Here is a 23,503-nt window from a genome sequence, read left to right on the forward strand (position 1 = left end):
CGTTTGTATGTCACTTCAGAAATTTAAGACTGTGTACGCTATATCCGTCTATGTCAGTCTGGCGGCGTTTGACAATATTGTTATTGGTTTGTTTCCGCCGCTTTTCAAAATCATATCACACGATTTGCAGGTGCCGATCTCGTCCATGGGTGTCGTTTCAGCGGTTAATATTCTGGTGACTGCCTTTTCCTCGTTGTTTTGGGGTTATTTGTCCGGAAAGCATCACCGTAAACGGCTGGTCATTGTCGGTACATTGATTTGGGTGGCCGGTGTTTACCTAACGTCACTCAGTGGTTCGTATATCCATCTCATGATCTTTCAAATTATCACAGGCGTTGGTTTGGGCTGCATTGCGTCTATTGGCTTCAGCGCGCTGACTGATTATGTTCCCTATCACTCTCGAGGCATGATTCTAAGTTTGTGGGGCATGTCTCAGGGCTTTGGCGGCATTGCCGGTGCACTCATTGCTTCAATTATTTCGACTATGTCCAGCTGGAGATTTCCCTTTGAACTCTTGGCGATAATCGGCTTGCTGCTCATTGTCTTCTATTTTTTTGTGGAAGAACCACGCTTTGGCAGTGCGGAACCGGAACTAAAGAAGCTGATGGATCGCGGCATGAACTATACATACCGCATCGGAATGAGCCAAATTTTAACGATGATCGGTAAGAGAAGCAATCTGCTGCTCTTCTTGCAAGGGTTCTTCATGAATATCGCAACCGGCAGTCTGATCTGGCTGCCCACTCTTTACATATCTAAAATTGAAGAGATTGGTTACGGAACGAAAATTGCGATGATTGTCGCCGCCTTCCTGTTCGGTATTTTTCAAATCGGCGGTACCCTGTCCTCCTTTTTCGGTTACCTTGGGGATAAAATGCAGAGAAGGAGTTATAAGGCGCGCGCACTGATTACTGCGGTGTTCGTTTTTCTGACCATGCCTCTCTATATCTTATTATTTATTTTTCCAATCGATCAATTATCACTCCCGGACACAACAAATTCGGTAACTTTATTTATTACTAAAACTTGAAAGTTGAAAAAGTATTCCAACCCCATGACAGCACTGCGGTTTCGATGAAAAAAATAGGTCAGGATGCCGCCTTCGCCAGCACTTTTTGGCAGCTGACAGGCAACTTTCCAAGAAACTTTTCGATAATCTGATCAACGACTCTCTCAGAGAGCACATACTCATCTTCAAATGCTTCTTGAAACAGGTTAAGTAATTGCCGGATGGCTTCGGTAAAACTTAGATCAGCCAACTCATCGACCATCAGGTAGAAGAGTTCACCAAGAGTCCGATCATCGGCTTGTTCACGATGCTGTACGGCAAGAAGTGAGTAACTTATGGCAACTAAAGCCGTATGCGCAAAGATGCCATCATAAGATAATCCTTGATAGCGCGCCAGGCGGAGATACTGTTTACACATCTTGAAGTACACTTCAATTGACCAGCGCTTTCCGTAAAGTTGGATGATTTCATTTTCGGAAAGCTGGGTGTCGGTTGATGCCAAAACGAGGTACTTATTCCGTTTTTGGCGGTTACGGACATAAACCAATTTGAGTGGGAAGGCCTTTTCCCCTTCAACAACTGCTTCAACCCTGACAGAGAGCAGATAGCGTGAACGGCCACGACGTTTCTTCTGAGTCTTGAAGATGTCTTTGACATCCATCAGTTGACCGTTGAATCGATAATAAATTTTTTTCGATCGTTTCACCATGGCAACGGTATGAAGCTTCATCACACGCAGTTGATGAAACATCTTGGGACTTGAGAACCACGAATCAAACAAGACGTACGAAGCATGAACACCCTGACTCATTGCGGATGAAAGCAGTTCACGAACCACATCGGTTGCTTTACGCTGGGCCTGAAGCTTACGCTTTCCAGAATAGGTTCGGCCATCGACCGAGTTCATGCCACAGACCTGGTTCCGTCCAGAAAGCAGGGAAAAGGTCACCGGAAGAAAGGTGTTGCCGTCACTCCAACCCAGTTGGAGAAAACGAAAACCGCGCACATGCCGATGTTTGGCGTGGTCGAACTGAAACGCTGACAGTTCCACTCGCTTCGCATGGGTACGCTCGTACATGGAATCATCGACAATGAACACATTCCGACGTGTCTGATCCGTCAAGGGTTTGAGGAACTGAATGATCTGACGACAGAGCAGAATCAGGAACTTTTGCCAGTTAATCTTGCCCGTGTTAAGCAAGTTACGGAAGGTCTTATCCGAGAAATTTAGTTGATCCTGATGTTTCAGATAATCACGATAGGTAGACTTGTTTGAAAAAATTGTGCTGAGCAAATAGCAGAACAGCACGTGAAAGGGAACCCCCTTTGCCTTTGTGACATTTGAAGCTCGCGCAATTTGAGCCAAGTGAAATCGAGCAAAAAATGATTGTACTGAAGCTAAAATTCCAAGAGATGGATGGTCGTTTCGTGATATAATTTTCATGGCATGAACACTCCTCGATTAATTGGGACTCGACACTTCAATTATACCGAGTTGTCGGTGTTCATGCTTTTATTTTTGCATTAAACCCTTATGTGACTAGGGTTGAGGACTAATTTTGATGTTTCAAGTTTTAGTTAGTTTGCTTGGGGACTTGATTTCTAACCCTTGGATTCTGTCGCTTTTTGTCATTTCTCTGTTCGCGTCGGCCGCGCAATCAGCGAATACGCCGAATTGGCTGGCTTTGATTACCGATGTGAATCTGCCGGAACATCGGGGTACCGTATTCAGTATTGCCAATCTGGCGAACAGCCTGGGGAGAACGGTAGGAAACCTTGGTATGGGGGCGGTCTATGCGATTGTCTCGATCTATTTGCATAGTCCCGGTGATTATATTCTGACGATGAGCCTCTTACAGATCCCACTCATCCCGTCAGCACTATGCTACGTGTTTATGGCTAAATATAATGTTCGTGATATTCATTCGGTGAAGAAGACGTTGGTTAAACGTGGGAAGATTGTGTAAGCAATGATGATCGAAACGTGGGGATAAAAAAACGCCGCTAAAATCCTTAAAAAGGATTCAGCGGCGTTTTTCGATATTTAGGCTTGTTCTTCAAACAAACGAGCGATTTCGACAATTGTCTGGGTCGCTTTAATCATATCGTTGACGGACAGGTATTCGTACTTGCCGTGGAAATTTTCTCCACCGGTGAACAGGTTCGGTGTCGGAAGTCCCATATAGGAGATCTGCGCGCCGTCAGTACCACCGCGAATCGGCAGGACTTGCGGTTCAATGTCGAGATTTTTCATGGCCTGATACGCAACATCAAAAACTTCTTTATGCTGTTCAACGATTTCTTTCATGTTGTAGTACTGATCTTTCAATTGGAGTTCAATCGTGCCTTCACCGTATTTTTTCTCGAGTTTCTTTACGGTTTCTTGAACGAATGCTTTTTTCGCTTCGAATTTGTCCTTGTCGAAATCTCGGATGATGTAAACGACTTTGGTTCGTTCCACGTCTCCGGTGAAGGTCAGCGGATGGTAGAAGCCTTCATATCCGTCAGTAAGCTCAGGTGCTTCTTCAGCAGGCAGTTGGTTTTGGAAATCAACAGCCATCTTGATTGAATTGAGCATTTTGTTCTTGGCGGAACCGGGATGGACATTGCTGCCCTTGAAAATCAGTTTCGCTTCTGCGGCGTTGAAATTCTCGTATTCAAGTCCGCCAAGCGCGCCGCCGTCAACGGTATAAGCAAACGATGCACCGAAAGCTTTAACATCAAATTTATGCGGACCGCGGCCGATTTCTTCATCCGGAGTTAATGCGACGCGGACTTTGCCGTGCTTGATTTCCGGATGCTGAATCAAATAATCCATGGCGGTGATGATTTCAGTAACGCCGGATTTGTCATCGGAGCCAAGCAGTGTGGTGCCGTCGGTTGTGATCAGCGTATGGCCTTTGTAATTGAGCAATTCCGGGAATGTCTTCGGGCTGAGGACAATGTTCAGATCTTTGTTCAAGACAATGTCGCCGCCGTCATAGTTTTCGACAAATTGCGGGTTAACCCCATCGCCGGTGAAATCGGTAGCTGTATCAACATGGGCCATAAAGCCGACAACAGGAGCATTCTTCTCCGTATTTGCGGGTAAGGTGGCCATAACGTAGCCGTTTTCATCCATTGTGACTTCCTGCATGCCGATACTTTTCAGTTCGGCAACAAGCTGGCGAGCAAGTGTCAGCTGTCCTGGCGTTGATGGGCAGCTTGGGCTGTCATCATCGGATTGTGTATTGACTTTTACATATGAAGTGAAGCGTTTAATCAGATCTTCTTTCAAAAGGGTCACCTTCCTTAATAATCTTTTTCTATCTTACCACTTCAAAGGCGTCAGATCATGTCAGCAGGAGGCAGCTGTGTAAAATTGAATCGCGACAAAGCACAACCGCGATATAAGCGCACGAACAAGGGGCACCGTGTGGCCCCCATGCATGAAAACTAGAGTTCAATGCATGAAAATCAGATTCCAATGCACGAACGCGAATCGGAGCCGACTCTATGAATGGAACCGATGCTCCCATGCACGAAAAAAAGGATTCAATGCACGAATATCAAGGTTCAATGCATGAAAATTAGATTCCAATGCACGAATGCGTTCTAGAGCCGAGACTATGCACGAAACCAGTGATCCAATGCACGAAAATCGTGATTCAATGCATGAAAATCAGATTCCAACGCACGAACGCGATACGGAACCGAATCTATGAATGGAACCGGTGCTCCTATGCACGGAAAATGTGATTCAATGCACGAAAAACAGAGGCCAATGCACGAACGCGTTCTACAGTCGATACTATGCACGAAACCAGTGATCCAATGCACGAACGCGAATCGGAGCCGACTCTATGAATGGAACCGATGCTCCTATGCACGAAAAAGAGATTCAATTGCTTTTTTGCTTGCACCCGGATGAGATGATCTGTTACTTTAAAGGACAGGGTGTATCAGACAAAAGGACGTGCTGGGATGAAACAAATGAATGTCTATTTTAATCATGATGCAGGGATTGATGACCTTGTATCCTTATTTTTATTACTGCAAATGGATCAGGTGGAGGTCACCGGCGTATCGGTCATTCCTGCCGATGGCTATTTAACACCGGGCATTGAGGCAAGCCGGAAAATCATTGATCGATTTGGAAGAAAACCTATTGAGGTTGCGCGATCAAACTCACGCGGGCACAATCCGTTTCCGAAGGAATGGCGCATGCATCCGTTTTTCGTTGACGCGCTTCCTTTATTGAATGAATCGGGAAAGGTGGAAGCACCGCTGAGTACGCTGCCTGCGCATGAGCATTTAGCGCAGACGGTCAAAGAAAGTGCGGGAAAAACAACACTCCTATGCACCGGACCATTGACTGACGTGGCGCGTGCCCTCGACTTCGCCCCTGATATTGAGGAGAAAATCGAGCGGTTAATCTGGATGGGCGGTACGCTGAATCCGGTGGGTAACGTGCAAGAGCCGGAGCATGACGGGACAGCCGAGTGGAACGCATTCTGGGATCCGGAAGCTGTGGCGCGTGTATGGCAAAGCAGTATTCCTGTGCGCATGGTCGCACTTGAGAGCACCAATCAAGTGCCTTTGACCGTGCCGATTCGCAATCACTGGGCGTCACTCCGAAAATATACAGGTATCGATTTTCTCGGCCAATGCTACGCAGCGGTGCCGCCGCTCGTTCACTTTGAAACCAATTCGACGTATTACCTGTGGGATGTTCTGACGACAATGGCCGCAGGAAATCCTGATCTGGTACAGACGAAGAAGGTGCGCACAATTGTCCATACGGAGGAACCTAGCCAAGGACGAATTGAAGAATCCGTGGATGGGCGTGAGGTTGAGATTGTTTATGACGTGAACGCTGATGCGTTTTTTGAATCAATCGTTGACCTTGCGAAGAAAGCGCGGCAGTGAGGAATTACGAGCGCAAGTAAAAACATTGAAAATGCAAAATGGTTATATTGTAGTTACAATGATTACGTGATAACGTATACACATAATAACATTTGCATAGAATAGGAGGAAAAACTATGGAGAGTGCTGCAGCTTTGGAACGGAAAATTTTTAAGATGGGCAACAGCTATGGATCAACGTACCCGAAAGAAGTGCTCGAACATTTGCATGTCAAACCCGGGGACGAAATTGTTTTTGAGAATTTGGATGACGGGACTGTGAAGATCCGCAAAAGCAAGGCGGTAAACCTTCCGGTTGGTATTGATCAGGAGTTCATTAAAATGGTGGATCAAATAATCAAGGATAATGATGCAGTGTTTCGAGGCCTTGTGGATCGATGACCGAATACTTAAATAAAAACCAAGTTATTTATCTTAATGCAGTATTGATTAAGCGTTTTTCGCCATCTGAGGACATTGGCATTAAAGAACCAAGTTTGTTGGATAGCGCGATTAACCGCCCAAAGCAATCGGTTTTGGGCGAAGATGCGTATCCAACACTCTGTCAAAAAGCGGCTGCATTGTTTCAGAGCTTAGCTCAGAATCATCCGTTTTACAATGCCAACAAACGGACTGCCTATGCTGCCCTGGAATTATTTTTGCGAAAAAATGGCTATGTCATCCAGGCAAGTCAAAAAGAAAAAGAGAATTTTACTGTTGAATTATCTGATCAGCAAAATAAAATAGCGATCCAGGACATCAGTACTTGGATCAAAGTGCATGCAACCTTGTGGCGGTAATCTGATGCATTCGTTAATAACTGCTTCAGATGCTAGTCATTTTTAACCCCTTCTATAAGAATTAGTTATTCAATAATGGGATAACGTCTGTTTGACAAGATCGCATTAATCAACATTTTATGTTCCGTAAATAGATTGTCGGGTAATGCGTCAAGTGAAAAGAACTTATTTTGCAGTGACTCTTCGTTGTGCTCAATGAATTCACCTGTATAGTCCGTGCAAGTGAAAGAAATAAGAACCAATGAAACTTGGTCGCCGTTAGAAAAAGTTTTATCGTACTGTGGACCTGAATGAATACTAAGGAGTTCAAGCTTTCCTAATTGAAGCCCTGTCTCTTCATAAACCTCTCTCCTAGCTGTATCCTGAATGCTTTCCCCTAATTCCATAAATCCGCCTGGGAATCCCCATTGTCCATTATCAGAACGTCTTTGCATCAGCACACGATGCTCCTTATCAAAAACGATTGCACCTGAAACAACCATTAACACCTTTTCGTGACCAACCATTGATCTCAAATAGTTAATGTAATCCAATGTTTCCCCAGCCTTTCTCGTTTAATTTAAATGAGCATGCTACATCAAGTTGTCATGAAGAACTAAGTCTCTCACCAAATCAAGCATGTCCTGATTTTGTTTGAAAACGAGATCGGGGGTATGATTTATATCAAAGTATTTGAGCCCCCAAGTTTCCTTGGTTTGTTTACTGAGCAGACATCCACCAATTGGTTTAACCAAAATAACATACCGATGTTTTGCAGCTTATCTCCATTTGCATACTCCATGAAATACTTGTCAAACACACCTAGTGGCCGAACAACTTTGACATTAAATCCGGTGTCTTCAAGTAGTTCTCTTTTACATGCCTCCGAATAGGATTCACCATACTCCAAATAGCCTCCAGGCAGACACCAACCACCACCAGCCCGTTCTTGCAGGAGCAACTTACCATGATCCATAACAATTCCGGTCGCTGTATTTAAAATAATCGGTGTATGTCCTACGAACTTTCTGATGCTTTTAATATAATCTGCCATATCCAACCTTCCTTTCAAAATTGATGATTACTGATATCTTGTGGATTTATTGACTACTACAAGAGCGCAGAATATTAGAACCGCCATGAGAAACACACCCCGATACCCAAATAAATTAGCTGTATAGGAGCCGAGAAACGGACCGATTACGATTCCCGCAGATTGAAAGGATTGGTTATATCCAAAAATACTGCTGGAAATTGAGACCGGTGTATTTTTAGCAAGCAGAATGCTAACTGCCGGCATTAATGCCGAGTCGGAGAGCCCAATAAGCAGTTGCAGAATTACTAATTGCCAAATGTTCGTGACAAAAGCCATTGGCAGCAAGAAACAAATGGATGCCAGCAAGCTCACTTTAAGGATTCTCTCCGTACCTATACGATCCCCTAGCTTGCCAAAATAGGATGACATCAATAAACAAGAAACACCAGGTGCCGAAGCAACCAAGCCATTCATTAAATTAACATTTCCGGTATTATTCATTAATTGTGCCACGTACAAGGGCTGTATTGGACTGATCGAATTGTTTCCGATTTGAATCAGCAGGGCGGTCAGGTACAAATTCACAATGATTTTCTTCTTCGGAAAATCGTTAAATCTCACGTGCTGCAGCGATGAGCGCTTTCTCCATGGGCGACGGTTCGTTTCGTCAACACCGAACAGATTGATAAAGAAGACGCCAATTAATAAAAAGCTGGCGAGCAAGAAAGTTAATCTGTAACCAACCAGTGAGCCGATCACGCCTCCTATTAAAGGACCAAGCAGTGAGCCTGTTATGAAGCCGATCGCCAGTGTACCTAGGGCATAACCGCCCTTCTCCTTAGGCACTTCCGCCGCCAATAAAGCATTCGTATTGCTGAAATAGCCGGCAAACGCACCTTGTAGAAGGCGCAAGCCAATGAATGCCCATACATTGGTCACCATAGTAAAAGCACCGATTGTTAGTGCGGCCCCCATAGCACTTAGCAACAGGATCGGTTTTCTTCCAAACCGATCGCCCAGTTTCCCCCAAACTGGTGAGAGAAAAAGGGCAGTAAAGTAAGTGGATGAGAACACTAGGGCACTAAAGCTATTAAGCTGATGCGTTGAAAAATTCCCCAAATCGCGCAAGAAAAAGGGCAAAAACGGCATTACTTCACTAAAAGCAATTCCCGCAACCATATTGCCAAACAACAAAATAAGCATTAATCTGCGCCAATGACTATGCGTGAGTGGTGCTGACTTTTCCTCTTTCCCAACCATTAAGACGCCCAACCTCTTCCTAAATACTGTTCATGTGTTGCTAACAGTTTAAAGGGTTGGCATAATGAGCTTAGCATCGTGTTACTTATATCGACATGAAGTGAGGAGATAAATATGATGACAATCGGAGCGTTGATCAGAACGATCAGATTGGATAAGGGCATGACACAAAAAGAAACGGCTCAAGGTATTCTCTCGCGTTCCCATTTATCGGAGCTTGAACATAATAACTACTACCCAACCTATGACAAAATGATCCTGCTAATTAATAGAATGGGGTTGTCTTTGGAAGAGTTTGAACGCGAACTGCATCAGAACGAGCTCTTTTTTGAGGACTACTATATTCAACGTGCGAATGATCTTTCAACAGAAAGTAAAGTTGATGAGCTGGCAACGTTTCTGAAAGCAGAGTTTACAGAGAGCGTTGCGAAGCATTCACTTCGTCTCGAACATAAGCGTTTAAATATGTTGGGACTAGTCGATTTTATTCGACACAACGGTCATATTAACTATGCCAAATATGAGTCGTTGTTTACCTATTTATTAAAATGTCAAAATTGGCGTCACTATGAGCTCGCTCTATTAAGTAACTCTATTTTCCTTGCAAACTATTCCGTTGCAAAAGTACTGGCCAAACAATTTATTTCTAAATTCAATGATCGCCGCTCTCATTCCGGCGCATACAAAATACCCATGTTCTTCAACAATCTAGCTGAAATGGCGTTAATGAATCATGAATATGAAACCGCTTTGGCGTATTGCCGGGTTTCGCAAGGCTACACGGTTAAAAACCATGATCTGTACAATCAACTGATCAGTGAGACCCTGGAACACATGGCGAACATTTTGTTGGGCAAAGAGTCTGGAACGAAACTAGAAGAACGTCTACAGCTGTTTATCAATTTAAACTATCAGGACACTGCCAATTATTATTCCAAGCTATGTAAACAGCTAGATATTGAGGTGGGCTTAGACAGTGATTAAACGCATCGATTAAAACCGGCGGACGGTAGTAAAAGGTAAAGTCGAAATATGTTGAATAAAGTTAAAGTATTGTAAATACTATGGATTTTCATTGCCTATCTTTTTTAAAAACGAGATACTGGATTTGGTCCAATAACTTAAAGGATGCCGGCTTTTGTTTCTCTATTTTTGATCGATGATTTTTTATACCGGATGAAAATAGGAGGAGTAACTATGAAAAAAGAAACATTGATCATAACCGGAGTATCAGCAGCAGCTGTTTTCACCGCACTATTTTTCCTCGTATTCAACCTACCCGACAATGACCAGGAAAAAGCGGATAAACAAGTGAACGAAAAGAAAGAGCATGTGACTTACGATCATCAGAACGCATACTCCGAAAGCGCACAAGAACAAAATGCAACCAAATCAGAATTGCTGTCTCCGCAGCAATTAGGAATGACACCGGAAGAATATGTGAAAAAGTTCCCATCACCTGAGACTCCGAAAGAGGTCGAAAAGAAAGGGCTTGATGGGATACAGAATCCAAATCCTTTCGGTGATGAAAATAAAAATCGCGGCGTTGTCGATGATAGTGACTTTCAGCGTTACCTATTGTTAATGGCAGGCAATAAGAAGAAAATAACGGATGATCGAATTGAATGGCTGTTGTCCGCCTTGGCAATTGATAAAATAGGTTTGAAGCACAAAGACGTTTACAGTGAAATACTGAACCGTTGGAAACACGAAGACTTTTCGCATCTTGGATCAGACAAGCAGAAAGTCCTTAATCTATAGAACTAAGAGCTTTCATATTTGACGAATTTTCTTGTCCATGATGAACTAATAAACATCCATCATCTGCTCAGGAAGTCGCAAAAGTCCATTGAATGAGGAGGGTGTCTCAAAGTCGATTTTCGACTATGAGACACCTTTTAATTATACTGAATCTTGGTTTAGAGTTAGAAGAATCTACTATAATGGTATATGATCTGTTGATGAAAAAGATGTAAGAGGTGAATGACTTGGGACCATGGCAATCATTTGTATCGTATTGGAAAAATTACTTTAATTTTAAAGGAAGAAGTAGCAGAGCGGATTATTGGTGGGTACAATTATGGTTAGCACCGCATATTATTATTTCGCAACTCCCTCGATTTATAAAGATACCGTCAGCTTCAACAGTACAAGCGGAAAATGCCAACTTGACCTTTGGAATATTTCTAATCTTTGTCTATAGTATTCTATTACTGAATGCAGTCTTAACATACGTTTTTTTAATTCCTTCAATGAGTCTAACATCTCGGCGCCTTCATGATATCGGTTTAACTGCTTGGTGGTATGTGCTTGGTACGATCACTCTAATCTTTTTCAGTTTTATTTTTCACTCTCTCAGGCAAGTTGTCCCATTTTGGGCTTTGATTTTTATTGTCCTTTCACTGTTTCCGTCAAGGGGTCCTAATAAATTCGGTGAGAAGGCTGATGTATAAGCAAAACGAATAAACATAGTTAAAGTGCGTGCGTCCACCCATTTCAAACTTTTCTGACTTCAATTACAATTAGAGGAATACAGCATGAGATAATCAGTTGAGACATTGCGACTCTACAATCAGTGATTCGGCAAATCTGAGCTTTTTTTGTTTTTTTGTACGCCAACGATCCGCTTTGCTGCCTTTAAAATAGTTCTAATCAATGAGAGGTGCTTATATCAAAATGAAGAAAATCCATTTAACGATTCTGATCATCCTTATAATTAGCCTTGCTGTGAATGTTACTCTTGCTCTTAACTGGTCGAATAGTACAAAGAATGCTAGTGTGCTCGCCAAAAAGGTTGACGATTACTCCAAAAAATTAGCATCGATTAAAAAGAAAACAAAAAAAAATTTGGCAACTAAGAATGCTCTTTCAGAATTATCCAATTGGAAGATTAAACCGAAACCTATTGGTTCATACAAATATAACCGAAATAAAACGAATGGTGAGATTATGTCATTTTATGAAGCCAACGCCATTTATAACTCTGACAAAAAGTATCAGAAAGTCGGCCTTGATGGTGTGCAGGCACCGAATCCTTTCGGGGACAAAATGATTAATCGCGCTACCATTACCGATGAACGTGCACAAAAATATTTATTGAGCATGATCAATAACCCAAAGGAACGGACAAGACAACGTATCGACTGGCTTACATATGCTGTGTTTCTTAACAAGTCCAGACTGAAACATCGAAAAGTTTATGCTGACATATTGACTCGTTGGCAGAATAATTATGACTTTTCACAACTTACAAACGAACGGAAGACGATTGAAAATCTACGAAAATAATGGAAATATAGATAATTCATCAATAAAGAAAATGGGTGATTAAATATCAAAAAATATCGGGAGTTCTTTTTTTGCGTTATCGCTTGTGCTTCTTTATATGTTCTTTGATTCAAAAGTGTGTTAGAAAATGCTTTCTGGATGTTCTTGTTATTTTTTTCCTAATGTATTTGGGTTATCAAGGGCAGTAAAAATCTTGAGATGAATAGATAAACAACGCTCCATTGCAGCGGAGCGTTGATCAATGTGACACGTACCCTCGATTTCTCGCGATATTGAGGAGAAAGAAGCTATTGAATGAAAGAATGTAGTTGAAGAAAAGGTATCAATGAAAATCCAATCAGGAAGCTAAGAGAAAGGGTAAGAAAGTAATACCTCTTTTTCATTTTTATTTTTTTATAAAGTGCTCTATTGGCAAATATCAATAATGGAAAGTAAAACAAACTGATGAACAAAGCGATCAAAAGGAATAAAATTCCGTCTCCTTGCTCTGAATTGGGATCAACAAATGCTAAACCTAAATCTTGAGCAGTATAAGGTATACCTAGAATCCAAAAACAGATGACATAAAAGAATAACAAACCGAGAATGAAGTTTAATAGAGCTTCAACGGAAACGAAGATAAATTTCATTGTGTTCCACCAGTCAATATAGTATAGTTAAGCCCATTATATAGGCTTTTAGTGCTTTGATAGGGACATTTGAAAATACCGTCAGATTATTTTCTATAGAATGACTATGTTTTAAGAATAGTTCACTGCATCTTTACTGGACACCTCATAGTTAAAATTCCTTCCTCAGCCCCGTTTTCCACACAATCACATTCGCGATCAGTAGGCAGACAATATAGATCAATATACCGTATCCGGGAAGAGCCCAGCGAATGACGGCGTGACCTGCGGCGAACAATCCGGCAATGAGAAACAAGAAGAAAATCATTATATTTCCGCTCGTTGGAGTGGCGTCAAAAGGCTTTGAGAATGGGAACGCTTCATTTAAACAATATCGGTAACTAATGACGGTGAAGATCGAAGCGGTTAAGAGTACCGCAATTAAATCCGGTAGAATGCGCCAATGAAAAAGAAACAGGAACAGAACGGATAAAATTAGGAACACCGGAAGAAAAAGCTGCGTGAGAGCTGCTTTGAGTGTTCCGGAAAAAATAGCCGTGCGATTGGCGATCGGCGCGGTTCCGTAGATCCATGCACCTTTATATGCGCTTGAATAGTTAAGCATGAATAGAGCAGTAGGAATCAGAAGCAAGCTGAAATAGACATAGTAGTATCCTGATCCTTTACCCAGTTGATCCAATGATGAGCCTTGTAAGCCATTCATTAAAAAAATGAAGGGAAAGACCAGTGACATTCCGAGTGAGGGGTAGACCTTCAGCTTGAACATGCGGTCCTGCTTCATCATTAAGGAAGCGAATCGGAAGAAATGGCGCTCTTCTTGTTTACGGCAGAGCAGTCTGCCGAGAAATCGGTTGAACCACCCGAGCTTCTGTCTGCTTTTTCCGGTTTGCACGGATAATTTAATGATGGCGCGTTCAAAGGATGCGCTGAATCCATGATAAATCAAAATGAGCACAATAGGCGCAACGAAACCGAGGATACCTAGAAAGATAAATTGCGACTCATGATGCCCGCCAATCAGCCATTCGGTCATTGCGCCAAACCAAAGCGGCGGAACGAAGAACTGCCACCAGGACAGAGACAGACTGATGTGGCTTACCGTAATATCGAACGCGCGAATAACGAGCTGGTAGCCAATTGCAATCGCGAATGACAGGAAAATCTGCACATAGTTGATGACATCCTTCAGTCGCTCGCCGTCAAAGAACTTTAACACAATCAGATAGATGAATGTTGTGCAGGAAATGGCGATCAAGTCAATCAGTACAAGATTTAATAAGAATAGAAGGAAAAACAGCGGACCGCTGCGCATCAGACCGACAATTGCCGAAGGGAGGCCCATTGTTCCGGTCAATAAGATGAGATAGATGCAGATGTGGACGGTTTTCGCCGCGTGAAGTGTCCTGGAATCAATGGGTTTCGTCCCTAGGATGGATTGATCACGCGTGTCGAGAAGCACCGCTGAGAAGTCTGCAATCATCGCGGTCATGACCATGAAAAGAATGATACTGAACACGAGACTCATTTTGAATAAATAGTCACTGCCGAGAAAATTAATTGGGACAATAAACAGCCCGGTTAGTGCATAGACCCAAAGTGATTTAAGAAACAAATTGCCCTCTTTTTCCTTATTCCGAGCTCTGCTGCCGAGCACAACTGGCGTTCGTCGAGCATCCATCAGCAATTTGGCGGCGAGCACCTTCCGCATGACCGGATAATCCACATGCATACGATTGAACATCCATTTCAAACGATCAAGCACTTTTAAGAAAAAGTTCTCTTCCATAGATCACACCTCTTCCACTATGGAAACGAAGTCCTCAGCGATTTGCGCGTGCTGATGAAAGCCGGTCAGCTGATTGAATATTTCCTCCAGGCTACCTTCTTTGTTTTGTGCTTTTAATTCTTCAAACGTACCGTCCGCTGCAATTTGTCCATCGTAAAGGAGCACAATGCGGTGGCTGATTTTCTCAACAATATCCATGATGTGTGATGAGTAAAAGATGGTTTTCCCTTGCACGGCTAGCTTGGCAAGTATCTCTTTGAAGACAAGAACACTGTTGGCGTCCAATCCGCTCAAAGGTTCATCGAAGAAAAGCAGATCGGGGTTGTGAAGCAGGCTGGAGATAATCAGTACTTTTTGCCGCATGCCTTTTGAAAAAGAAGAGAGGCGGGTATCAAAGACATCGGCAAGACCAAATTGGTCCATGAGCAAACGGGCTTTGCGTTCCGCCCTTTGTTCGTCCATCCCATAGCACCCGCCGGAAAAAACAAGATATTCATGGGCGGTAAGCATGTCATAAACCTCGGCTGTTTCAGGGACATAGCCGATCCGGCTTTTATACGCAACGCCGCTTGTTCGAATGTCTTCGCCAAACAGACGCGCCGTTCCACCATAGCCTTGTTGAAGCCCCAGCAAGATTCGTACCGTTGTACTTTTTCCAGCCCCGTTCGGACCGATATAACCAATGATTTGTCCGCGTTTAACCTCAAGATTGAGCCCTTTCAGAACCAATTTCCCGCTGTAGTTCATCGTTAAATCTTCCAAAGATAAAACAACGGATTGTTTTGTTTCGATTGTCCTCATCTCCCGAGCTGAATGATTAATTCTAGATTATCATTTCCTAAGCGTATTGTCCGTGACAAATCGCCGAAATTCTGACAAAGGACACGTTTGACCGCCTTTTTTTAAAATGAATGCCTTTTCGTTTTATCAAATATGTGTCACGGCAGGAGCCCAGAGCATATATCAATATCAGAGCCCAATTTTAGTAACATGAACCGGATCGGCGGTTCGGCTGATCCGGCTGCTTTATTCAACAGAAAGATGCGGGTTTTATTTTGACTATGGAGGCGATGGTTTGGTGATTAAGTATACTTCGGCCCCTATTTCCCGCAAACCACGAAAAGGATGTGGTCATCGATGAGCGAGCTCGAAATTGCAGGTTGCAGTAAATATTATAAAAAAAACGGTGTGCCGATGTGCGCGCTGGCGGACACCGATCTGCGTGTTGAAAACGGCCGCTTTGTCAGCATCATCGGTCCGAGCGGCTGCGGAAAATCGACTTTGTTCAACATCATTGCCGGACTGATTAAGCCGTCCAGCGGCCGGATCCTGCTCGATGGCAAAGACATCACACAGGAAAGCGGCCATGTCGGCTATATGCTTCAGAAGGATTTGCTGCTTCCCTGGCGCTCGATTCTCGACAACGTCATTATCGGGCTGGAAATTCGCGGCATCCCCAAGAAAGAGGCACGCAAGCGGGCATTGCCCATGCTCAAAAATTACGGATTAGGCGGCTTTGAATATGATCATCCGGATGCACTGTCCGGCGGCATGCGGCAGCGTGCCGGGTTGATTCGAACGCTTCTTTACGACAAGGATGTCATTTTGCTCGATGAACCGTTCGGAGCGCTTGATGCGCAGACGCGCATGCAAATGCAGAATTGGCTGCTTGAGATTTGGAAGGATTTTAAGAAAACGATTCTATTTGTCACGCATGACATTGATGAAGCTATTTATTTGTCGGATGAGATTCACGTGTTTACTCATCGTCCGGGAAAAATCAAGGCAACGATCGAAGTCGATTTACCGCGGCCGCGCAGTGAAAAGACACTCATGAACGACCGTTTTCTTACATTAAAAAAAGAATTGCTTCTGATGCTGAGGGAAGAGCGCGTTTCGTCTGATTGAGATGTTACATGTATGGTGAACGGAGGTGAAAACGTTGCCGGATAAATTAAAAAACAATGAGCCGTTTATTGAAGACCCGACTATCCAGACGACCAAATTGGGAAGAAGAGCATTTGTTGGGCAGGTTCTGGTTGGTGTCATCATTATCTTTCTGTGGGAATTTCTGACCCGTATCGGCTGGCTTGACAGCTATTATTGGAGCAGCCCGAGCACGATCGTGCACACCGGGTGGAAAGCGATCACCCAAGGAACACTGCTTCAGGACTTAGCCTATACCTCGGGATCAACCATTCTCGGGTTCGTGCTGGGTACGGCAGCCGGTTACATCCTTGGCCTTTCCTTTTGGTGGTCGGAGCTTTATTCCAGAATTTTCGAGCCGTATATGATCGCATTTAACGCGATTCCCAAACTCGCGCTCGCACCCGTGCTTGTGATCATGTTCGGGATTGGGTTTGATTCCAAGGTCATTTTGGCATTCCTTATGACTATTATCGTTGCGGCGATCGCTGCATACAGCGGCGTGCAAAGCGTCGACCGTGATCTTGAGAAAATGCTGGTATCACTCGGAGCGAAGCGGCGGCACGTTTTTATGAAGGTGGTTGTGCCGACGACGATTCCATGGATCGTCAGCATTCTGAAAATCAATATTTCACTTGCACTGGCAGGCACGATTGTCGGTGAATTTATTAGCTCCAGGCAAGGCATCGGGCGCATGATCCTATATGCCGGCCAAGTGCTTGATATCGATCTCGTATGGGTAGGCGTCGTTGTTCTTTCCCTATTATCGATTGTGATGTACTTAGGGACGGTTTGGCTTGAGCATGCACTGATGAAAGGAAGAACACCAAAATCATAATTGGAGGGATTTGCACGATGAAAAAAATAAAATGGGCGCTGAGTCTTCTGCTCTTGTTTGCTATGGTATTGAGCGGATGCGCTTCAAACGGCTCCAAACAACAAGTGAAAAAGATTGTGATCGCCGAACCGGTGCATCTGATCGCTTATCTTCCGCTATACGTTGCGATTGATAAGGGCTATTTTAAAGATGAAGGCCTCGATGTCAAAACAATCACTGCGACAGGCGGTGCCCATGTGACTTCGGTGGTCAGCGGCGATGCTTGGGGCGTAATTGGCGGCCCTGAATCCAACCAGATTGCAAATTATAAGAGCAAGGATCCGATTACCTCTGTCGTCAATGTGGTTAACCGCGCCAATGTCTACTTGATGGCTAATAAGAAGCTGACTTTAAAGGGTGACAGTGATAAGGATCTTGCTGCTTTCATGAAAGGCAAAACAATTGCTGCCGGACGTTACGGTGGCAGTCCGAACCTATTAACTCGCTATTTGCTGATGAAGGTTGGCTTGAATCCGAATAAAGATGTGAAGCTCGATGAACCTGCGGATGCGGCGGCTGTGGTTTCGCTTGTTTCTCAAGGCAAAGCAGATATGGCGAACGGTGCCGAACCGCAAATCAACGAAGGCATCAAAAAGGGTGCGTGGGGCGAACCGTTCTACGGATTCCCGAGTCTCGGCGATTATGCGTACTCCGTAGTCAGCGTTAAGGAATCAACCATTAAAAAAGATCCGCAAACCGTCCAAAAATTTGTCAATGCGATGCTGAAAGGCTTGAAGCTTGTCAATGATAACAAAGCAGAAGCATTCAAAGTCCTGCAAAAGGAATTCCCAACAACACCGAAAGCGAGCCTGCAGGCAGCGATGGATCGCGCCTATAAGGATAATCTTTGGAGCAAGGATGGCTACATCACCAAGGCATCAGTTGCTAAACCATTGGATGTTGTCAAGAAAACGGGCATCTACACGCACGGCTATAAGTACAGCAAGCTTGTGGATATGAAATTTGTGAAGAAAGCACAGGATAAGAAGTAAACAGGAAACCGGCATTCAACAGTGCCGGTTTTTCTTATACATAGAGAAAGTTTAAGATTTTGCCCCACTGGTACGACAATAAGGTCATAAGAGGCTGATTCCCAATCCCACTTATCAGTTGGGCGATCAGGCAAGCGCCCAATCTGAGAAATAGAGGGAAAAATTCCGCTTAATTTGAAAATGAATGGAAAAATCGCTTAAATAGACGGAGAAATTACCCTTATTGAATTGAAAAACGTGAAAATGGAGGGTTTTTCTTTGAATAAGCGGAAAAATTACCCTTATTTACTCGTGCTAGAAGCGCCATGATGCAAATAACCGGAAAAATTCCGCTTATTTTTTACTCGTTACTTAATGAAGAACCAGAATGCATGATGAAGTGGAAGTGAGGCGCGCCAGAAGCTGTTAGCGGGCTCAGGTGCGCAGATACGAGTATGGCCAAAGCGGCTCGCGGTGCACTGCGGTTGCGCTCAGTTGATGCGAGTAACCGAATCAATGATTCTGCACCGTAAAAACACAAACCAATGCTAAAAAAGGAACTTTCACAAGTGTAAGACTTTTGTATGTAAAGGAGTAAAGGAACTTTCGCTAAATACGCATACGTCCTGTATGCAACGCGAAAGCCATCACGTCCTGTGAAAGTACGTCCTGTATGCAACGCGAAAGCCATCACGTCCTGCGGAAGTAAGGACCGGGCGGTTATTGCTCGGTTTTTCGAATACATAAGTGTTACGATGCTTTGTGTAGTGACTACTGCCGCAAAACAGGTACAGCTTATTTGGCATAAATGGCTTGCACAAACACGGTCAGTAAAATGAGATAGCGCCAAGTGAATGGAAGATTCCAATGAGATAACGTCGTCGGTTTTTCATTGATCAGTCCGGACATCATGCCGAGTGTAGCATTATAAGGTCCCATTAAAAAAGCGGGGACCGCTCCGCCAAGCATGGCTACGGTCACGATAATTGGAGCCTGGTGGAGTGCCTGCGAACGAAGGGCTTCCGAAATCAATGCGAGGCCGACGGCAGGATGCAGCCCAATAAAAGCGAGTGCGAATGGAATGAGCGGCAGCATGATCAGGAAAAGCCGCAAACCGGTAAACTGAATGACGGAGTCCATCCCGCGCGTCACAAAGGTATCCATATGCGAGATACGAAGTGCGGTGATGAAGAATCCGGCGGTAAGGAAAATAAAAAATTGATTCTGCATGCGTGGAATATAGGTCCGGAAATGATGACGAACTCCTGAAAAGAAAGCGGGAACTTGGCTCAGCATCGCGCACCAGACAAAGGCGAACGGAATCACAATCAAACTGACGAGAAACAAAAAATTGAATGAAAGAAAATGATCAAGCACGATGATTATGGCGTTCAGAAGCAGGATCACCCATGCGATTTGCCATAATTTTTCCGGATGCCCCTTGTCTGCCGGTGCCATGATTCCTGCTGCGGTTTCGCTGATCACTTTGTTTTGTGAATGATAATTGATGTGCGAATGTCTTGATGTTGTCCAGTCAAGTACAACACCGCAAATACTTAATAAGATAAGCGGGGGCAGAACACGCGAATAAGTTGTCCCGGTTAAATATAAGACAGTTCCCACGATCGGTGTGATCGGGCTCCATAACAAGGGCATGGCATAGCCATGCGTGATTGCCTGACTAAGAAACCGATTTTTACGTGCAATCGAGAAATGGGACAATGACGGGCCAATCGCGTGGTACGTCAACGGAAGGGCAGCTAAGTTCAGAAATGAACTGAAAAAGAAAGAGATACCCGAAATGAGTGCATAGAATTGACTGCGGCTGCTTACTTTTCTCTGGACCAGCATCTGAATTTCATCCGCATAACGGCCTAATTGAATAGGCAATGACAGAATAGGGATGAGCGCGAAAAGTGTGACCATCTGAATCATTTCTCCAAAGGAGCGGACAAATTGATTGGGACCGGCACCGCTGATTGCAAGCATCAGACTGCCTGCTCCTAAGAAGAACAGTCCGAATAAAAGAGCAAGGCCTTTGGCGCGGCGCAAACCGGTACATACGGCAAGAAGGCACATGATTGAAACGAAGAGTTTAAAAATGGGCACGTGTACAAATAGTGTTGCGAGAATGTAGCTGATCATGGCCAATATGTAGATTGTTCGTGACATTATGTGATCCCTCCTACTTTTACTGATATGGTGTCCTGTGAATCGTTGAGCAGCAAGCAATCGATGTACAGTCTTCTTAACTTGCGCAACCTTGAAAAAAATACTACTGTGATAAGTAATTGTGAATATGAGACCATGACACAATGGAACGGTCTTACTTGACCGTATTCTGCGCGACCGGTCATCGATTTCTGCTATTATTAAATTAGAATCTGCCTGGAAATATCGGAGCGACAGAAAGGTTTGATTGATGTGACGTGGCGATTATTATTCGCTATCGCCGTGGCTGTTTTGGCTGTGGCAAAGAAAAGAAATGCAGTACTTTGGTTTATCGCGGGATTCTTTTTTGAGTGGATTGCGTTGATCGTCATCCTTATCCTCCCAGGCGGCAGCGGGAGACGTATGTTTGTCGGAGGAGGGGGCAGCAGAGACAGCGGGGCTCACTGGCACAAAAAAGTATCGCGCTCATGTCCGTATTGCGGCAATCCTGTTACCTTTGACGATATTCCTGGAAACTGGACATGTCCTAATTGTGGACAGACTTTTACATATAGTTCGGACGGTCGCGTTTTCGCGTCAAATAAAGATGAATTAATGCCTCAAATGGAATTGATGGTCAAATTGTTTGCTAAAATGGCAAAGAAGGACGGAGTTGTCTCTGAAAACGAAGTGCGCCAAGTCGATCAGATCGTCCGACAAGCGTTCAGGCCAACCAAGGAGCAGCTTCGGAAAATTATGGCGCTCTTTAACGAATCGCGCTATTCAGATGAATCCTTTGAGATTATCGCTCAAAATTTATATGCATCGGTTCGCGGTCGAAGCGACATACTCGTCGACACAATTATCGCTTTACTGGCCATTGCAGCCTCCGACGGCGCGTTACGCACGGAAGAAGAGACAATGATTCGATCGGCGGCTTTAATCTTTGGTCTTGCTGATCAATATGAATCGATCAAGGCACAGTTTTTTGGACGCTCATCTTCATCAGAAGGCAGCAGTACACGAGGAGCTGGATTGGAGAATTGTTATCAGCTGCTTGGATGTACCCCTAATGATTCGGATCAGATAATAAAGAAAAAGTATCGCGAACTGATTAAAGAAAATCATCCGGATCGATTGATGAGCCGGGGGGCTTCTGAAGCCAGTATTAAAGAAGCTAACAGTAAGATAGCGAGAATCAAGCACGCATATGAACAGGTTATGGCGGCGCGATCATGACAGGAAATAAAATGGAAGAAGATGGAATAAATGGATCTAGATCAAGTATGTGAACATTTGCTTAGAAAATGTCTGGGCTTAAAAGATGGTGAGCAGTTTTTGGTCGTGACCGATGAGCTGGAGCGGAAATTAGCGGAGCCCTTTTATCGTGCGGGTCAGAAAATCGGTGCTGAATCCTTGCTGCTGGTGATAAAAGAGCGGAAACGTTCCGGTGAGGAACCTCCGATCGCTGTGGCAGCAGCTCTTACGGCTGCCGATGCAGCTGTATGTATCACGCAGTATTCAATGACGCATACCAAGGCACGGAAACAGGCAGTAGCAGCCGGAACAAGGCTGGCGACGATGCCGGGTATTACTGAAGACATGTTTGTGAACGGTGCAATCACCGCTGATTACGCAAAGGTTCGCGATTTGACGCTGCATATGACGGAATTGCTGGATCAGGGGAGTTCCGTAAGAATCGAGAAGGAAGGGCATGCGCTCACCTTCTCAATAAAGGACAGAAAAGGTGTTCCCAGTCCTGGTGTTTATTTAAATCCTGGAGAATCAGGCAATTTACCTTCGGGCGAAGCGTTTATTGCACCAATCGAAGGCAGTGCATCCGGCGAAATCTTTGTCGACGCATCAGTTGTCGGTGTTGGAAAATTGACGCACCCGCTTATCTTGACGGTTGAGAATGGCCGATTGATAAATGCAAACGGTGAAGGTGAAGCGACTCTTCTCCGAATTCTCGGGGAAGACCAGGGCCGTTCGGTAGCGGAATTCGGTATTGGAACAAACAAATGGGCACGTATCACCGGGAATGTGCTGGAGGACGAGAAAGTTTACGGAACGGTGCATATTGCCTTTGGCAGCAATTTAACCTTTGGCGGTACGGTAGATGCCGGTGTGCACATTGATTGTGTATTTTCCAAGCCGGACCTATGGATCGATGGCCAAAAAGTGATGGATCATGGGAATTTGATTTACTGAATAGTCGGAGGTGTTTTGCATGAATGAGCGTCAAACATGGATGAAGCAGGACGAGCCACTGGTTTCTATGGCACATTGTTCATCAAAAATTAACATCTATCCTTCTTATTTTTTACAAAAAATGCCGGGAACCTCGCAAGATTTATTTCTTCGTCAAGGCGTAGCAGAAAAAATAATTACGCTTGTCGAACGGCTTCCGGAAGGCATGTCCTTTGTGTTGATCGATGGATGGCGGTCGATCGAGACGCAGAGATTTATTTATGACCGTACCATTTCCCAATTTCGGGACGCCGGGTACTCCGAAGAGAAAATTACTCGAGAAATGCCGGGTTTTGTTGCCTATCCCTCAACGGATCCGCTTAAGCCGGCACCTCATTACACCGGTTCTGCGATCGATCTGACCCTTGCTGATAACAATGGGTGGCTGGAGATGGGGACCGATTTCGATGATTTTCACCAAGAGGCTTATCTGGATTTTTATGAAGACAAAGAAGGTCTTTCTGACCAAGAACGGCGAGCTCGTGACAATCGCCGTTTTCTGAAAAACATAATGGAGGGCGCCGAATTCACGCATAATCCGTCGGAATGGTGGCATTATTCATATGGCGACCGCACATGGGCCGAGGAGCATCGATCTGCTCCCCTGTACCGAGGCATCGAACCTGTACGCTGAACAAATCGTTCACAATGTTTG

At 44.2% G+C, this 23,503-nt stretch carries 22 protein-coding genes and 1 pseudogene; 15 read left to right on the plus strand and 8 right to left on the minus strand.

Features of this window, described 5'->3' with window-relative positions:
* Positions 1-7 precede the first annotated feature (7 nt).
* A complete protein-coding gene (locus AC1MBV_RS10160; RefSeq protein ID WP_480948188.1) occupies positions 8-1,030 on the plus strand; it encodes an MFS transporter in 1,023 nt (340 codons plus the stop codon).
* A gap of 58 nt (positions 1,031-1,088) precedes the next feature.
* On the opposite strand, the gene AC1MBV_RS10165 is transcribed toward AC1MBV_RS10160, so the two are convergent.
* Complete coding sequence (locus AC1MBV_RS10165; RefSeq protein WP_480947419.1) at positions 1,089-2,453, minus strand: IS4 family transposase; 1,365 nt, start codon at positions 2,451-2,453, stop codon at positions 1,089-1,091.
* Positions 2,454-2,571: 118 nt separating this feature from the next.
* On the opposite strand from AC1MBV_RS10165, the gene AC1MBV_RS10170 reads away from it, so the two are divergent.
* Positions 2,572-2,976, plus strand: a complete 405-nt coding sequence (locus tag AC1MBV_RS10170) for an MFS transporter (protein WP_480948189.1) — start codon at positions 2,572-2,574, stop codon at positions 2,974-2,976.
* Positions 2,977-3,053: 77 nt separating this feature from the next.
* On the opposite strand, the gene pepT is transcribed toward AC1MBV_RS10170, so the two are convergent.
* The gene (pepT, locus tag AC1MBV_RS10175) at positions 3,054-4,286 is read right to left on the minus strand and encodes a peptidase T (RefSeq protein WP_255747828.1); all 1,233 of its coding nucleotides are present in this window, start codon (positions 4,284-4,286) and stop codon (positions 3,054-3,056) included.
* Between the two features lie 695 nt (positions 4,287-4,981).
* On the opposite strand from pepT, the gene AC1MBV_RS10180 reads away from it, so the two are divergent.
* From AC1MBV_RS10180 to AC1MBV_RS10190, 3 genes are all read left to right on the plus strand, one after another.
* Complete coding sequence (locus AC1MBV_RS10180; protein WP_480948283.1) at positions 4,982-5,917, plus strand: nucleoside hydrolase; 936 nt, start codon at positions 4,982-4,984, stop codon at positions 5,915-5,917.
* Between the two features lie 116 nt (positions 5,918-6,033).
* Positions 6,034-6,297, plus strand: coding sequence for an AbrB/MazE/SpoVT family DNA-binding domain-containing protein (locus AC1MBV_RS10185; RefSeq protein ID WP_255747826.1), 264 nt, complete (start codon positions 6,034-6,036; stop codon positions 6,295-6,297).
* On the plus strand, positions 6,294-6,695 hold the full coding sequence (locus tag AC1MBV_RS10190) for a type II toxin-antitoxin system death-on-curing family toxin (protein ID WP_255747824.1): 402 nt from the start codon (positions 6,294-6,296) through the stop codon (positions 6,693-6,695). The genes AC1MBV_RS10185 and AC1MBV_RS10190 overlap by 4 nt, the downstream gene beginning before the upstream one ends.
* Before the next feature lie 65 nt (positions 6,696-6,760).
* Here AC1MBV_RS10190 and AC1MBV_RS10195 read toward each other — a convergent pair whose 3' ends face one another.
* The 3 genes from AC1MBV_RS10195 to AC1MBV_RS10205 form a co-directional block, all read right to left on the minus strand.
* Positions 6,761-7,228: an NUDIX hydrolase gene (locus AC1MBV_RS10195; RefSeq protein WP_255747822.1), complete on the minus strand. Its 468-nt coding sequence runs from the start codon at positions 7,226-7,228 to the stop codon at positions 6,761-6,763.
* Positions 7,229-7,353: 125 nt separating this feature from the next.
* Positions 7,354-7,728, minus strand: coding sequence for an NUDIX domain-containing protein (locus AC1MBV_RS10200; RefSeq protein WP_255747820.1), 375 nt, complete (start codon positions 7,726-7,728; stop codon positions 7,354-7,356).
* Positions 7,729-7,755: 27 nt separating this feature from the next.
* Positions 7,756-8,970, minus strand: a complete 1,215-nt coding sequence (locus AC1MBV_RS10205) for an MFS transporter (RefSeq protein WP_255747819.1) — start codon at positions 8,968-8,970, stop codon at positions 7,756-7,758.
* A 114-nt stretch (positions 8,971-9,084) separates the two neighbouring features.
* Here AC1MBV_RS10205 and AC1MBV_RS10210 point away from each other — a divergent pair, with 114 nt between their 5' ends.
* From AC1MBV_RS10210 to AC1MBV_RS10225, 4 genes and pseudogenes are all read left to right on the plus strand, one after another.
* A complete protein-coding gene (locus AC1MBV_RS10210) occupies positions 9,085-9,954 on the plus strand; it encodes a helix-turn-helix domain-containing protein (protein ID WP_480948190.1) in 870 nt (289 codons plus the stop codon).
* Between the two features lie 213 nt (positions 9,955-10,167).
* Positions 10,168-10,731: a DUF6241 domain-containing protein gene (locus AC1MBV_RS10215; RefSeq protein ID WP_255747816.1), complete on the plus strand. Its 564-nt coding sequence runs from the start codon at positions 10,168-10,170 to the stop codon at positions 10,729-10,731.
* A 326-nt stretch (positions 10,732-11,057) separates the two neighbouring features.
* Positions 11,058-11,423 (plus strand): annotated as a pseudogene (locus AC1MBV_RS10220) (DUF805 domain-containing protein); the annotation flags it as partial.
* A gap of 223 nt (positions 11,424-11,646) precedes the next feature.
* Positions 11,647-12,258 (plus strand): hypothetical protein, encoded by a 612-nt coding sequence (locus AC1MBV_RS10225; protein WP_255747815.1) that lies wholly within the window; start codon positions 11,647-11,649, stop codon positions 12,256-12,258.
* A gap of 780 nt (positions 12,259-13,038) precedes the next feature.
* Here AC1MBV_RS10225 and AC1MBV_RS10230 read toward each other — a convergent pair.
* Together AC1MBV_RS10230 and AC1MBV_RS10235 are read right to left on the minus strand one after the other, a co-directional pair.
* Positions 13,039-14,673, minus strand: coding sequence for a hypothetical protein (locus tag AC1MBV_RS10230; protein ID WP_255747814.1), 1,635 nt, complete (start codon positions 14,671-14,673; stop codon positions 13,039-13,041).
* 3 nt (positions 14,674-14,676) lie between these two features.
* Positions 14,677-15,474, minus strand: coding sequence for an ABC transporter ATP-binding protein (locus AC1MBV_RS10235; protein WP_480948191.1), 798 nt, complete (start codon positions 15,472-15,474; stop codon positions 14,677-14,679).
* 336 nt (positions 15,475-15,810) lie between these two features.
* Here AC1MBV_RS10235 and AC1MBV_RS10240 point away from each other — a divergent pair, with 336 nt between their 5' ends.
* Genes AC1MBV_RS10240 through AC1MBV_RS10250 form a run of 3 tightly spaced genes read left to right on the plus strand, consistent with a single transcriptional unit; the run spans position 15,811 to position 18,468 of the window.
* Positions 15,811-16,581 carry an ABC transporter ATP-binding protein gene (locus AC1MBV_RS10240; protein ID WP_480948192.1) on the plus strand — a complete coding sequence of 257 codons (771 nt, stop codon included), beginning with the start codon at positions 15,811-15,813 and terminating at the stop codon, positions 16,579-16,581.
* Positions 16,582-16,615: 34 nt separating this feature from the next.
* A complete protein-coding gene (locus AC1MBV_RS10245) occupies positions 16,616-17,437 on the plus strand; it encodes an ABC transporter permease (protein ID WP_370645979.1) in 822 nt (273 codons plus the stop codon).
* Between the two features lie 17 nt (positions 17,438-17,454).
* The gene (locus tag AC1MBV_RS10250; protein ID WP_255747808.1) at positions 17,455-18,468 is read left to right on the plus strand and encodes an ABC transporter substrate-binding protein; all 1,014 of its coding nucleotides are present in this window, start codon (positions 17,455-17,457) and stop codon (positions 18,466-18,468) included.
* A gap of 774 nt (positions 18,469-19,242) precedes the next feature.
* On the opposite strand, the gene AC1MBV_RS10255 is transcribed toward AC1MBV_RS10250, so the two are convergent.
* Positions 19,243-20,619 carry a hypothetical protein gene (locus AC1MBV_RS10255; protein ID WP_480948193.1) on the minus strand — a complete coding sequence of 459 codons (1,377 nt, stop codon included), beginning with the start codon at positions 20,617-20,619 and terminating at the stop codon, positions 19,243-19,245.
* A 252-nt stretch (positions 20,620-20,871) separates the two neighbouring features.
* On the opposite strand from AC1MBV_RS10255, the gene AC1MBV_RS10260 reads away from it, so the two are divergent.
* Genes AC1MBV_RS10260 through AC1MBV_RS10270 form a run of 3 tightly spaced genes read left to right on the plus strand, consistent with a single transcriptional unit; the run spans position 20,872 to position 23,482 of the window.
* Complete coding sequence (locus AC1MBV_RS10260) at positions 20,872-21,837, plus strand: TerB family tellurite resistance protein (protein ID WP_255747804.1); 966 nt, start codon at positions 20,872-20,874, stop codon at positions 21,835-21,837.
* A 30-nt stretch (positions 21,838-21,867) separates the two neighbouring features.
* Complete coding sequence (locus AC1MBV_RS10265) at positions 21,868-22,809, plus strand: aminopeptidase (protein WP_255747802.1); 942 nt, start codon at positions 21,868-21,870, stop codon at positions 22,807-22,809.
* A gap of 19 nt (positions 22,810-22,828) precedes the next feature.
* On the plus strand, positions 22,829-23,482 hold the full coding sequence (locus tag AC1MBV_RS10270) for a M15 family metallopeptidase (protein WP_255747801.1): 654 nt from the start codon (positions 22,829-22,831) through the stop codon (positions 23,480-23,482).
* Positions 23,483-23,503 lie beyond the last annotated feature (21 nt).

The organism is Sporolactobacillus sp. PKPK-6 (assembly GCF_056678885.1).

Bases quoted from the DNA above. Each gene is read 5' to 3' on its own strand.
- AC1MBV_RS10205 (WP_255747819.1), bottom strand. From the start codon at position 8,970: ATGGTTGGGAAAGAGGAAAAGTCAGCACCACTCACGCATAGTCATTGG.
- AC1MBV_RS10210 (WP_480948190.1), top strand. From the start codon at position 9,085: ATGATGACAATCGGAGCGTTGATCAGAACGATCAGATTGGATAAGGGC.
- AC1MBV_RS10225 (WP_255747815.1), top strand. From the start codon at position 11,647: ATGAAGAAAATCCATTTAACGATTCTGATCATCCTTATAATTAGCCTT.
- AC1MBV_RS10200 (WP_255747820.1), bottom strand. From the start codon at position 7,728: ATGGCAGATTATATTAAAAGCATCAGAAAGTTCGTAGGACATACACCG.
- AC1MBV_RS10170 (WP_480948189.1), top strand. From the start codon at position 2,572: ATGTTTCAAGTTTTAGTTAGTTTGCTTGGGGACTTGATTTCTAACCCT.
- AC1MBV_RS10265 (WP_255747802.1), top strand. From the start codon at position 21,868: ATGGATCTAGATCAAGTATGTGAACATTTGCTTAGAAAATGTCTGGGC.
- AC1MBV_RS10190 (WP_255747824.1), top strand. From the start codon at position 6,294: ATGACCGAATACTTAAATAAAAACCAAGTTATTTATCTTAATGCAGTA.
- AC1MBV_RS10270 (WP_255747801.1), top strand. From the start codon at position 22,829: ATGAATGAGCGTCAAACATGGATGAAGCAGGACGAGCCACTGGTTTCT.
- AC1MBV_RS10235 (WP_480948191.1), bottom strand. From the start codon at position 15,474: ATGAGGACAATCGAAACAAAACAATCCGTTGTTTTATCTTTGGAAGAT.
- AC1MBV_RS10160 (WP_480948188.1), top strand. From the start codon at position 8: ATGTCACTTCAGAAATTTAAGACTGTGTACGCTATATCCGTCTATGTC.
- AC1MBV_RS10180 (WP_480948283.1), top strand. From the start codon at position 4,982: ATGAATGTCTATTTTAATCATGATGCAGGGATTGATGACCTTGTATCC.
- AC1MBV_RS10240 (WP_480948192.1), top strand. From the start codon at position 15,811: ATGAGCGAGCTCGAAATTGCAGGTTGCAGTAAATATTATAAAAAAAAC.
- AC1MBV_RS10165 (WP_480947419.1), bottom strand. From the start codon at position 2,453: ATGAAAATTATATCACGAAACGACCATCCATCTCTTGGAATTTTAGCT.
- AC1MBV_RS10185 (WP_255747826.1), top strand. From the start codon at position 6,034: ATGGAGAGTGCTGCAGCTTTGGAACGGAAAATTTTTAAGATGGGCAAC.
- AC1MBV_RS10255 (WP_480948193.1), bottom strand. From the start codon at position 20,619: ATGTCACGAACAATCTACATATTGGCCATGATCAGCTACATTCTCGCA.
- AC1MBV_RS10215 (WP_255747816.1), top strand. From the start codon at position 10,168: ATGAAAAAAGAAACATTGATCATAACCGGAGTATCAGCAGCAGCTGTT.
- AC1MBV_RS10230 (WP_255747814.1), bottom strand. From the start codon at position 14,673: ATGGAAGAGAACTTTTTCTTAAAAGTGCTTGATCGTTTGAAATGGATG.
- AC1MBV_RS10250 (WP_255747808.1), top strand. From the start codon at position 17,455: ATGAAAAAAATAAAATGGGCGCTGAGTCTTCTGCTCTTGTTTGCTATG.